Here is a 12,364-nt window from a genome sequence, read left to right as displayed (position 1 = left end):
TATCATGAAACCAAATCAAACTGGTGTTCGCTTTTTAATGATTGTCCTGAAAACATAAAAAGCCGCAACCGAAGTTGCGACTTGATATAGCTCGTGAGAGAATCGAACTCTCGATTCCGCCGTGAAAGGGCAGCGTCTTAGCCACTTGACCAACGAGCCATGGTCAGTGTGTTTCATAACTGAAACAACTATATTATAGTAGCAAGATTTTCGCCCCTTGTCAACACTTTATTTCAATTTATCTTGTTCGTAAGTGTGCGTTGTTTCCAAATTCGGGAAACTTTGTTGACGCAATGCCTCATATAAGACAATTGCCACAGTATTTGATAAGTTTAATGATCGAATATGCGTGTCATCTTGTGGAATACGAATCGCTTTATCTGGGTTTTGGCGCATAAAGACTTCTGGCAAGCCAGTCGTTTCTTTACCAAAGAGGAAATAATGATCGCCATCAGTCACCGAATAATCAGGTTGGGTATAGTCGTAGTTCGCAAACTTTGAAACTAAATAGAGATGATCCGTCTCACGCAAGGTGTCCAGAAAATCTGGGAGACTATCGTGCTTGACCAATTGGACATGTTCCCAGTAATCCAATCCGGCACGCTTCACATGCTTATCATCTAATTCAAACCCTAAAGGCTCAATCAGATGTAACACGGCATCCGTTCCCGCAGTTGTTCTGGCAATATTACCAGTGTTAGCCGGCATTACCGGTTCAAATAACACAATATGATTTGTCATTGTTCTACTTCTTCCGTTCCTTCTTTAAATAAGGCAGAGTTACTACGCCACCATGTATAAATTCGTGTCACAAGGACTTTGAGGACCGCGTAAGTTGGCACACCCAAAATCACGCCGAGCACCCCAAAAATATGCGCACCAGTTAACAATACCACAATAACGGTCACTGGATGAATCGCCAAGGCATCCCCTAAAATTTTAGGCGCAATCACATGCCCTTCAATCGGCTGTTCAATCACGAGCACAATAATCGCCAAAATGAGCAATTTAGGCCCACCAGCAATGAGGGCCACAATGAAAACAGGCACCTGAGCCAAAATCGAGCCGACGTATGGAATCATATTGAAGAAACCCGCCATCATCGCCAGTAAAATCCCATAAGGCAAGCCAATAATCGTATAGCCAATCCCAAACATAATCATGACAGCCAAGCCCACACCCAATTGTCCACGAATATATTTAGCAATTTGCTTACTGATATCGGTTAATAATTCTCGTAATGAGTGCTGTGCTTTCGGTGGGAACTTTTCAGCGACAAAGCCTGAAAACTTATGCCCATCTAGCAACATATAGTACAAAATAAACGGTGTCGATACGGCTGTAATCCCAACTGATGTCAGCGTTGACGCCAGTGAGCTAATACCAGCCACCCCTGTGGTCAGGTATTTTTTACTCCAGTCAATCACATTTTGATTAATGCCAGTGTTGGTATTATTTAAGAATTCCCGTACCGGTTTAAATTGGCTGGACTTAAACGTTTCATTAATAAAGTTTTGACTGGTATGCCAATAATTTGGCCAATTGTCAATAAATGTCATGACTTGAAAGCGTAAAACAACGACTAACATCGTGATTAAGCCAGCAGCGAGACCAATAATCGCAATTAATATCAGGCCAATTGCCAACGCTCTTGGAATATGGGTGTAACGCGTGAGCATTTTGACCAAAGGACTTAACAGATAATACAAGACCCCAGCGATTAAAATTGGTGCCCCAACAGCTGTAAACAAGGCACGAATAGGCTCCAAAATAAACCGCACTTGCCAACTCAAAAAAATAATCAATAAAATCAGTAGAATTACCACTAACCCGTTCAATAAGTTATTACCTGATAGCCAGCGTCGATACCATGATTGTTCTCTCATTCTAGCTCTTAACCTCCAATCTCGTGTGACCGTTTTGCAACAGTTGCGTTAGTTTGTCAACGACAAATTACTATTACTACCATAGTACCATATTTAAATGGCGCATTTTATTGCAAAATTTTGCCCCTGTCCACAGCTGCTCACCCCAGCTGTGGCTAAATTATGATAATATTAAGATAACTCAATTTTGGATAGAAAGAACGTTTATGACAACCACAGCAACTGCCCATACCAACATTGCCCTCATTAAATATTGGGGAAAAAAAGATCTGATTTTAAATCTACCAACCACGAGCTCGATTTCACTAACGCTCAATGAATTTTATACACGCACGACCGTGAGCCAAAATGCTTCAGCCGATGAATTACTGATCAATGGGCGACCTTTTGATAGCCAACGTATCCACCGCTTCTTAGACATGCTACGCGATAATTTGGGTGACTTTGCCCCACTGACTGTTGCATCAGAAAATCATGTGCCCACCGGCGCGGGACTTGCATCCTCTGCCTCAGCTTTTGCGGCCTTAACTGGCGCAGTAACGCGTGAATTGGGACTCGAGCTCGATAACATGACGTTATCGCGTTTAGCCCGTCGGGGTTCTGGTTCCGCCTCACGCTCGTTTTATGGTCATTTTGCCATTTGGCATGAAGGTCATGATGATGCCTCATCATTTGCCGAAAGTTTGCATGCCCCCGACATGCCTATTGCCTTAGTGGTCGCAGAAGTCTCAACAGCCATGAAAAAGGTGGGGTCGACTGAAGGAATGCGGCGCGCGGCAACATCGCCTGATTATGCGACTTGGGTGCAAAATAGTGCGGCCCAATTACGTGATATGCAAGCCGCCATTCAAGCCAGTGACATTGAAAAAATCGGCACGATTGCCGAAGCCAATGCCCTAGCGATGCATGATTTGAACCGAACAGCCCGCCTGGACCCGTTCACTTATTTTACCAATGACACAACCGACATTTTGACCTTGGTCGCTGACATGCGCCGTCAAGGATTACTAGCTTTTGCCACGCTTGATGCCGGCCCAAATGTTAAAATCATCACCACACAAGCACACGCACCATTGATTGTGTCCCAGTTACAAGCCGCTATGCCCGATCTTCACCTTGAAATCGCCACTAGCGGTGCAGGTATGCATTATGATGACTAAACGCTCAGTCCCCGGCAAACTCTTTTTAGCTGGCGAATATGCCATTACGGCACCTGGCCATACCGCAGTTATCGCGGCCACAGCGATGGGGCTAAACTTAACCGTAACCGATGCCCCTACCTCATCCGTCACGTCTAATAGTATTGCGACAGCTTGGCATTTTAACATGGCAGAGCCAATCACCGTTGGGCAAGATCACTGGCGTTATGTGCAAGCCGCCATTAAAATACTTCAAGACTATACCCAATTTAAAACGACTTTACCAACGCTATCAGACGTTAACATCACCATCGAAAGTGATTTAAACGGACCATATGGCAAACTGGGGCTCGGTTCTTCTGCAGCTGTTGTTGTTGGGATTATTGACGCCCTTGATGCCCATTTTTTACTGCATTTACCACGCCTAACCCGCTTTAAGCTGGCTGGTTTGGCCCACTATTTCGTGCAAAAAAATGGTTCCCTAGGCGACATTGCCGCCATTACATACGGCGGCGTAATTGCCTATCAAAGTCCGGATTTAACCCAAGTAATCGATACGGCACAACAGTGGCCAACGCCTGAAGCGATTGCCCGTGACTGGCCAGCCCTCAACATTACCCCCTTACCTTGGCCAAGCCACTGGCGCTTACTACTCGGCGCTACCCATGAATCAGCTGACACCAAGTCAGCCATTCATCAACTCGACCTTAACGCTACTTTCTTGACGCAGAGTCAACAAGCCGTTTCTCGCGTTATTCAAGCCTTAACGACACATGACTATTCCCAATTAGTTCAGGCACTCCAAGCAAATCAAAACTTACTGCAAACATACTTGCCAGCAGGTTACGTGACGCCAAAGCTTGCCCATTTCCTCGCCAGCTTAAATCAAGTTGCCGGAAAAATTAGTGGTGCCGGTTATGGCGACAATGGGTTTGCCGTAGTCACTGATGAGGCCGAAACACTCATCAAAGTTTGGCAGGCGGGCGGTGTTGATCCCCTATTTATGACGATTTTTCCCGAAAACGAGGTGCACTATGACTGAATCCGCACAAGCCCATCGCAAAGATGAACACTTATCTCTTGGTGTCAAACTTTGGCGACAACAAGAAAACAACCCCATTGGCGCAACTTTTGCCGATGTTCGCTGGTTACCAGCCACTTTCCCTGAAATGGCGGTCGCCGAAGCGGATGTTCACACAACATTGTTTAATCATACGTTTGACTGGCCTTTTTATATTGAAGCGATGACAGGTGGCTCAAATTTGACGGGCCGGATCAACGGTCAACTCGCAAGCGTTGCCCAAAAAACTGGTTTAGCGATGGCCGTTGGCTCACAATCCATCGCACTCAAAGAACCGGAAGTCGCACAAACCTTTAAAATTGCCCGTGACATGCATCCTGATGGCTTTTTAATCGCGAATCTGGGTGCTGATCATCCCATTGCCCATGTTCGTGACGCCATTGACATGATCGACGCCAATGCAATCGAATTACATGTCAATGTGGCACAGGAATTAGTGATGGCTGAAGGTGATCGTGCTTTCTATTGGCTGGATAACTTAGCGACTGTCATTGCAAAGTCACCGGTACCGGTCATTGTCAAAGAAGTTGGTTTTGGTATGAGTCAGCAGGCTTTTGACACCTTAAAGCAGTTACAACCAGCTGCTATTAATGTTGGCGGGGCTAATGGCACAAACTTTGCAATGATTGAACGACGACGTAATCGTCAGGCTGACAACTTTAATATTGACCAGTTTGGTTTATCAACCGTTGAAAGTTTACTGTCAGCACAATTAGCACAGAACACATTACCGGTGATTGCTACTGGTGGTATCGCGTCGGCCAATGACGTCATGACAAGCCTCATGCTAGGGGCAACGATGACGTCCAGTGCGGGCTACATGCTCAACACTTTAATGACGCATGGCGAAGCCGGCCTCATTGATGAAATTATCTCATGGCAACATGCGTTACCACGCCTCATGACCCTGCTTGGTGCACGTCACATTTCAGAACTACCATCAAAGCCACGGCTGTATGCCTCAAATCTACAAAACTTTATCAACCAAAGCAAAAACGCAACGCCTTAAGGCGTTGCGTTTTTAGTTTGATTACTTAATCAAATCAATTTTATCAAAATCAATAATGGCAATAACCGGCAAATTACGGAAGAAATTATTGTAATCCATGCCATAGCCAACTAAGAATTCATCGGGCACATCAAGACCAAAGTAATCAACGTCAAAGTCAACCACCCGAGCGGCCTTTTTATCAGCTAAGGCCACCGTTGTCACACTTGCGGCCCCTTTGAGTTCAAAATAGTTTTGCAACCATTGCATCGTCCGACCAGAATCAATAATTTCATCGACGATCACGACATCACGTCCTGTTAAATCCATGCTCACGTCATGGACCACTTTAACTTGGCCAGTTGAAGCAGCGCCTGAATAACTTTTGACATCGACAAAGTCAAAGTCAACATCCAATGGCATTTTCCGGAGTAAATCTGTGGCAAAAATCACCCCACCCTTGAGGACTGCAATAAAAACTGGTCGCTTGTCATTATGCGCAAATTTACTGGTAAGTTCATTCGCCACACGTTGCACTTGTGCTTGAATATCTGTTTCCGTTGCTAAAACTGTCTTAATTGCTGGATGGTTAATTAGTGATGTCATGCCAAACCTACTCTCTTAAAAATTTCATCAACATGACGCAAGTGATAGTGATAATCAAACGCGTCATCAATTTGTGCTTTAGTCAAATGGGCAGTGATTGTTGGATCCGCATCAACCAAGTCACGGAACATCAATTGTTCATCCCATGAGCGTGCTGTCAATGGTTGCACCGTATCATAGGCTTGTTCACGTGACAAGCCGGCATCAATTAAGCTCAACAACAAACGTTGTGAATAAATCAAACCGTAAGTGCGATCCATATTGTGACGCATTGTTTCAGGGAAGACACCCAAATTCTTCAAAATACCTGTTTGACGATTCAACATGTAATCCAATGTTGTCGTTGCATCAGGCAAAATAATGCGTTCGGCTGAAGAATGTGAAATATCGCGTTCATGCCACAATGTCACATCTTCAAGTGCTGTTACGGCATAGCCACGCAAGACACGTGCCAAACCAGTAATATTTTCATTACCAATTGGGTTACGCTTGTGTGGCATTGCTGAAGAACCCTTTTGTCCTTTAGCAAAGCCTTCTTCAACTTCATGAATTTCTGAGCGTTGCAATGAGCGAATTTCCGTTGCCAATTCTTCCATTTGTGTCCCAATCAACGCAATCGTTTGCACGTAATCAGCATGCAAATCACGTGGCAACACTTGTGACCCAATTGGTTGTGGTGTCAAGCCCAATTCCTTCATGGCCACGGCTTCGACATAAGGTGGCACATTGGCAAACGTGCCTACGGCACCAGATAACTTACCGGTTTCGACTTCAGCAGCCACCCGATCAAAACGTTCAATCGCGCGTGTTGCTGACGCATAGAAGCGTGCCATCTTCAAGCCAAAAGTGGTTGGTTCGGCATGTACACCGTGTGTGCGTCCCATCATGACAGTGTCTTTATACTTCAAGGCCAAATCTTTAATGGCTTCGCGCCATTCTTGCAAATCTTGTTTAATAATATCGTTGGCTTGGCGCAAACGTAATGCTTGCGCTGTATCAACAACATCGGTTGACGTTAAGCCATAGTGAATCCACTTACGTTCTTCGCCAAGTGATTCTGACACGTTACGCGTAAATGCCACAACATCATGGCGCGTTGATAACTCAATCTCTGCAATGCGGTCAACGTCAAAAGTGGCGTTTTGGCGGATTTTTTCCAAATCTTCTGCAGGAATGTGTCCTGCAGCGACCCAGCCGGCATCCACAGCAATTTCAACATCGAGCCAAGTTTGATATTGGTTTTGTATTGACCAAATATCACGAAGCGCTTTACGAGAATAACGTTCAATCATGTTTAAGATTCCTCTACTTCATTAGTGTTCTAGCTTTCAATTCAATTGTAACAGGTAAAACACGAGTTGCGTTCGTTATTTTATGAGGTTTATCTCACAAAGTTAACGAACAGTTAGTAAAATACGAACAATCACGTCGTTTATCTCAAACAAAACGAACGTTAGGATTGTAAGCGTTTTACTCGATAATGGTTTGCGTTGGTTTCACCACAAACGTGGCAATCCCCAAAGCCACCGCATATAAAATTGCAATGGCGATAAAGACATTTTGATACGGCATCCCCAAACCATGCACAATCAAACTCGCCAGTTGATTCCCCGATAAACCAGCCGCTGCCCACGCCGTTAAAGCCAGACCGTGAATTTTTGAAATGGCATGCATACCAAATCGATCCGCTAACAAAGGTGGTAAAGCTGAAAAACCACCACCATAACCGGCATTAATCGCAAAAAATGTCGCCACAATCACGACCGGCATCACCACACTCTGATCTGGTAAGAAAAAGGCTAACAACGCCATTACCAATGACAGGATAAAAATCACTTGATAAATCGTATTGCGATCTTGTAAGCGGTCTGAGAAGCTCGCAAACCCAATACGCCCAGCAGCGTTAAAAAAAGCATCCACACTCACCACCACCGCAATTGCTGCTAGTGAAAAGGCCGCCGTCCCCGACGGGGTACGTAATCCAGCTAAAATATCTTTTTCTTGGGAAATAATCGCTAGTCCAGCAGTAATGTTTAAATAAAACATCAACCAAATTCCCATAAAGTTGTGGTTCTTAAGTAATGCCATAGGATTAAAACGCTGTTTAAGTGGCTTTTCTTGCCAATCAGCCGGCTTACGAATCAACCAAGCCCCTGTCAGCATCATCACGGCAAACACGCCACCCAAAATGACAAACAGTTGCCAGAGACCAATCCGTAGTTGTAGTTCGATCATGACGGGTGAAAAAATCATCTTGGCCAAGCCAAAACCTGCCACTGCCAAGCCCGTTCCCAGCCCCTTATTTTCTTTAAACCATAACATCAAATTTTTGACTGGTGTTAAATACCCAATCCCTAATCCAATGCCCATGACCACACCATAAAAGAGATAAATCCCGAGCAATGATTTTTGTTGAATACTGATGCCGGTGCCAATCATCCCCGTCACAAAAAAAATTGTTGCCAAGATGGCGGACTTTTTAATATCTTGTTCCACAAAATGCCCTAAAGCTGCTGCTGATAACCCTAAAAATAAGATTGCAATTGAAAAAGCCCACTCCACGTTGGCCACCGATGCCCCGATATCATCGGCAATCGCCTGCTTAAACACACTCCAAGCATAGACCGTCCCAATACTGCCATGAATCAATAACGCTGGCAATGCCGCCCGCAGCCATTTATTTTCCATTTATTCGTCTCCTCACGATTTATCTTATCATTTAATCATATATTTCTTTTTTTGTAAACAAATGACGTACAATTATAAAATATAATATGAATTAAATAAAAAAACACGAACTTTAAGTGTTCGTGCTTAAGACAACCGTTCTTCTGGTTGATAGTTAATTGGCAGCCATTCGAGGACGCGTTCGATGTGTTGATCCCAATAATACCAATCATGAGTGCCTGGACTTGTTTCAAACGTCACGTCATAGCCTAAGGCTTGAATTTGTGGGATAGTGGTTAAATTATTGTGATATAAATAGTCCTGCTCCCCAATCCAGGCGTAAAGTTTCGGGCGTACGGGTTGCGTTCGAGCCTGTGTTTGGGCAAGGGCGATAATGTCATTTTCGGAACCCTGTAACTGATCCATATCGCCAAAGATACCAGACCAGTAGGCCGGACTTTGCCAAGTTGTGCGTCCAGGAAAATTTGGATCACCCAGTAACGCGCCAGAAAGTGAGGCAGCATAACTAAAATGGTTGCTACCCAACGCCATTTTAAAGGCCCCATATCCACCCATTGACAAGCCAGCCACAAAATTTTTCTCACGTTTTTGTGAAATTTGTGGGAACAATGTTGCCACTTTTTGCGGTAACTCGTGGCACAACGCATCAAAATAAGCCATCCCATATTGTGTATTGGTATACCAAGCTAAATCAGTCGACGGCATGACAATGGCTAGTGGTGTTTGTCGCACGAGCCGTTCAATACTTGTCCGCCGCGACCAGACCGCTTGATCGCCTGACATGCCATGCAATAAGTACAAAACTGGGAGATCTTGCAGATCAGCTGGTGTCCATTCCGGCATGTGATCAGATAGTTCTGGTAAGATTACCTGCATCACACGATCCATTCCTAATACTTGTGAGTAATAATTCACTTCAAGCTGTGCCATGGCGTATCCTTCACTTTCTTTTATGCATCGCCAAAAACGTTAGCAGTGCCCTGCTAACGTCGTTATTTAAAAGAGTCCAGTTATTTTACCTGTTTCGTCAATATCAATGTCGAATGCTGCTGGATGTTTTGGCAAGCCCGGCATCGTCAAAATCGTCCTTGTCATCGCAACTAAGAAACCGGCACCTAATTTCGGCACAAATTCACGAATGTGAATCACAAAGTCTTTTGGCGCGCCGAGTTTTTTGGGATCGTCAGAGAAAGAATATTGTGTTTTCGCCATGATAATGGGTAATTTATCCCAACCACGTTGCTTAAACTCTGCGAGTTGTTTTTGCGCGGTTGCTGATAATTCAACGCCCGCCCCACCATAGATTGTGGTCACGATGGCGTTCAACTTATCCAACGCCTCATCATCTGGTTGATACAGTGGCGTAAAGTCGGCTTCTTGATCCGCCACTTCAATCACAGCAGCGGCGAGTTCTTGCGCCCCAGCACCACCTTTGGCCCAAACTTCGGTGGCATACGCTGTTGCCCCAAACTGTTCAGTATACGCTTTAATGGTTTGAATTTCTGCTTCGGTATCGGCAGTAAAACGATTAATGGCCACCACCACAGGCACACCGTAACGACCCATAGCCAGCAAGTGTTGCCCCAAGTTTTCAAGTCCAACAGTTAGTGCTGGGATATTTTCAGCATCTAAATCAGCTAAAGCCACACCCCCATGATGCTTCAAGGCGCGAACGGTTGCCACGACAACAATCGCATCTGGCGTTTTGCCCAACAATGGCACTTTCACATCCAAGAACTTTTCACCACCAAGATCAGCGCCAAAGCCGCCTTCAGTCACCGCATAATCTGCTAATTGCAACGCCGTTTTGGTTGCCAAAATAGAATTAGTTCCTTGGGCAATATTGGCAAAAGGCCCACCGTGAATAATGGCTGGTGTATGTGCCAACGTCTGAACTAAATTAGGCTTGATGGCATCTTTCAACAAGACCGCAATCGCGCCAGCAATGCCCAAATCTGCTACCGTCACCGGCGCTTTGTCGTAGGTATAACCCACCACAATCCGCGCCACATGGGCTTTTAAGTCCATTAAATCAGTTGATAAGGTCAAAATAGCCATCAACTCTGAGGCAACTGTAATGTCAAACCCATCTTCCCGCGGTACACCAGAAGTCGGTCCGCCCATCCCAATCGTGATATGGCGCAGCGCACGATCATTAATATCTAACACGCGCTTCCAAATAATACGACGCGGATCAATATTTAATGGATTACCTTGTTGTAAACTATTATCCAATACGGCAGCAATCGTATCATGGGCTGATGTGAGTGCATGAAAATCCCCAGTAAAATGCAAATTAATATCCGCCATCGGGATGACTTGTGCCATCCCACCACCAGTCGCACCACCTTTCATCCCCATTACCGGGCCCAGTGACGGTTCCCGAAGGGCAATCATAGTTTTCTTACCAGCCATTGTCAACGCATCTGCCAAGCCAACCGTTACCGTTGATTTCCCTTCACCAGCAGGCGTTGGGTTAATCGATGTGACCAAAATAAGCTTGCCCAACTGCTTTGATCGGGGCACCGTTGGATCTAATTTAATTTTGGCTTTATCAAAACCGTAAGGTTCAATTTCATGGCTGGCCAAACCGGCAGCAGCAGCAATCTCTGTAATGGGTTTAACAGTTGCGGCTTGGGCAATTTCAATATCTGTTTGCATCTCTTTATCCTCGTTTAACTGCACTTCTCACATCTTATCTATCTCATGTTGGACAGCCTGATAGGCAATGTCATGACGGTACTGTAATGTTAATTGTAATTGATCAATGGTCTCATACACTTTTTGTTGCGCTGTTTGCGTATCTTGTGCATGGGCGACAACCGTCGCTATTCGGCCACCGCTGGCAAGCCCATTTTTCACTCCGGCATAGTTAATCCCCAATGGTGCCACATCGCTTGGTGTTGGGACACTGGCGCCTTTTTCGGGTGCTTCTGGATAACCAGCAGCAGCCAAAACAACGCCGACATAAACGGCATCCGTTTGCCATTCTGGGTCAACTGCCTGACCTTGGAGTAAATCAACAATTAATTGATAAAAATCACCAGTGTACTGCGGCAACACAACTTGTGCTTCAGGGTCACCAAAGCGCACGTTAAATTCGATCACTTTAGGCCCTTCAGCCGTTAACATCACCCCTGTATATAAGACACCGGTGAACGGAGTCCCTTCTTTTGCCATGGCGGCAATCGTTGGCATGACGAGCGTGTCAATGGCTTGTTGCCGAACTTCTGCAGACAACCAACGCACTGGACTATACGCGCCCATACCACCAGTATTTGGCCCCTTATCTTGATCAAAGCGGCGTTTGTGGTCTTGTGCCAGTGGCGCATGTGTGACCACCCCATCTTGACCCACTAGTGAAAAAATTGAAAACTCAACGCCGTCAAGATAACTTTCAATGACCAGTTTTGCTTCTGGCTGACGTGTATACAGGTCGGTTAAATAATCCGCTGCTTGGGTAGCGGTTGTGACAATCGTCACCCCTTTGCCCAAGGCCAAGCCATCTAGTTTAAAGACGATTGGTAAGCCAAATTCAGTCACAGCGGCTTGGGCAGCTGTGTGATTGGTCACCGTCCGTGATTGCGCCGTTGGAATATTGTATTGGTCAAGTATCCGCTTCGTGAATGACTTTGACCCTTCTAATTGCGCTGCTGCTTGCGTTGGGCCAAAAATTTGCAACCCTGCTTGGCGGAACGCATCCACCACGCCCAGTGTCAAGGGTTCTTCGTTCCCAACAAAGGTTAAATCAACAGCTTCAGCCACCGCTAAGTCACGCAAACCTTGTAAATCTGTGACGGCGACAGCTGCGCGCCGCAAGCCGTCATCCGTCATGCCATCATTACCAGGCGCGACAATAACTTGTTCAACCTGTTCACTCCGCAAAAAGGCCTGAGCAAGCGCATGCTCTCGCGCACCTGAACCAATTACTAATACTTTTTTCATATTATCCTCTAAACTGACTACTAAATATCAA

The 12,364-nt window shown here is 45.4% G+C and carries 11 protein-coding genes and 1 tRNA gene; 3 read left to right on the top strand and 9 right to left on the bottom strand.

Going from position 1 to position 12,364, the window contains the following annotated elements:
* Positions 1-87: 87 nt before the first annotated feature.
* The 3 genes from A9176_RS05595 to A9176_RS05585 all read right to left on the bottom strand — a co-directional run bounded on the left by A9176_RS05595 (position 88) and on the right by A9176_RS05585 (position 1,886).
* Positions 88-159 (bottom strand) — tRNA-Glu (locus A9176_RS05595).
* 69 nt (positions 160-228) lie between these two features.
* Entirely contained in the window at positions 229-741 is a 513-nt protein-coding gene (locus A9176_RS05590) for a tRNA (cytidine(34)-2'-O)-methyltransferase (protein WP_010000283.1), read from the bottom strand.
* Positions 738-1,886 (bottom strand): AI-2E family transporter, encoded by a 1,149-nt coding sequence (locus A9176_RS05585; RefSeq protein ID WP_029509210.1) that lies wholly within the window; start codon positions 1,884-1,886, stop codon positions 738-740. Before A9176_RS05585 ends, A9176_RS05590 begins: the two co-directional genes overlap by 4 nt.
* Before the next feature lie 206 nt (positions 1,887-2,092).
* On the opposite strand from A9176_RS05585, the gene mvaD reads away from it, so the two are divergent.
* From mvaD to fni, 3 genes are read left to right on the top strand one after another with little or no spacing between them, the layout of a single operon-like run.
* On the top strand, positions 2,093-3,046 hold the full coding sequence (gene mvaD, locus A9176_RS05580) for a diphosphomevalonate decarboxylase (RefSeq protein ID WP_077282489.1): 954 nt from the start codon (positions 2,093-2,095) through the stop codon (positions 3,044-3,046).
* The gene (locus tag A9176_RS05575) at positions 3,039-4,067 is read left to right on the top strand and encodes a phosphomevalonate kinase (RefSeq protein WP_077283250.1); all 1,029 of its coding nucleotides are present in this window, start codon (positions 3,039-3,041) and stop codon (positions 4,065-4,067) included. The genes mvaD and A9176_RS05575 overlap by 8 nt, the downstream gene beginning before the upstream one ends.
* Positions 4,060-5,115 (top strand): type 2 isopentenyl-diphosphate Delta-isomerase, encoded by a 1,056-nt coding sequence (gene fni / locus A9176_RS05570; protein ID WP_077282487.1) that lies wholly within the window; start codon positions 4,060-4,062, stop codon positions 5,113-5,115. Before A9176_RS05575 ends, fni begins: the two co-directional genes overlap by 8 nt.
* A 21-nt stretch (positions 5,116-5,136) precedes the next feature.
* On the opposite strand, the gene hpt is transcribed toward fni, so the two are convergent.
* From hpt to purD, 6 genes are all read right to left on the bottom strand, one after another.
* Positions 5,137-5,700, bottom strand: coding sequence for a hypoxanthine phosphoribosyltransferase (gene hpt / locus A9176_RS05565; protein ID WP_010000290.1), 564 nt, complete (start codon positions 5,698-5,700; stop codon positions 5,137-5,139).
* The gene (gene purB / locus A9176_RS05560; protein WP_077282485.1) at positions 5,697-6,992 is read right to left on the bottom strand and encodes an adenylosuccinate lyase; all 1,296 of its coding nucleotides are present in this window, start codon (positions 6,990-6,992) and stop codon (positions 5,697-5,699) included. The genes hpt and purB overlap by 4 nt, the downstream gene beginning before the upstream one ends.
* Before the next feature lie 178 nt (positions 6,993-7,170).
* Positions 7,171-8,388, bottom strand: coding sequence for an OFA family MFS transporter (locus A9176_RS05555; RefSeq protein ID WP_077282483.1), 1,218 nt, complete (start codon positions 8,386-8,388; stop codon positions 7,171-7,173).
* Positions 8,389-8,514: 126 nt separating this feature from the next.
* Positions 8,515-9,318 carry an alpha/beta hydrolase gene (locus A9176_RS05550; protein WP_077282481.1) on the bottom strand — a complete coding sequence of 268 codons (804 nt, stop codon included), beginning with the start codon at positions 9,316-9,318 and terminating at the stop codon, positions 8,515-8,517.
* A gap of 66 nt (positions 9,319-9,384) precedes the next feature.
* Complete coding sequence (locus A9176_RS05545) at positions 9,385-11,049, bottom strand: formate--tetrahydrofolate ligase (RefSeq protein WP_077282479.1); 1,665 nt, start codon at positions 11,047-11,049, stop codon at positions 9,385-9,387.
* Positions 11,050-11,076: 27 nt separating this feature from the next.
* The gene (gene purD / locus A9176_RS05540; RefSeq protein ID WP_077282477.1) at positions 11,077-12,333 is read right to left on the bottom strand and encodes a phosphoribosylamine--glycine ligase; all 1,257 of its coding nucleotides are present in this window, start codon (positions 12,331-12,333) and stop codon (positions 11,077-11,079) included.
* Positions 12,334-12,364 lie beyond the last annotated feature (31 nt).

It is taken from the genome of Leuconostoc garlicum (genome assembly GCF_001998805.1).
Taxonomy (GTDB): Bacteria; Bacillota; Bacilli; order Lactobacillales; family Lactobacillaceae; genus Leuconostoc; species Leuconostoc lactis.
The sequence above is the reverse complement of the archived record's forward strand: the minus strand, read 5'-3'. Positions and strand labels throughout refer to the sequence as shown.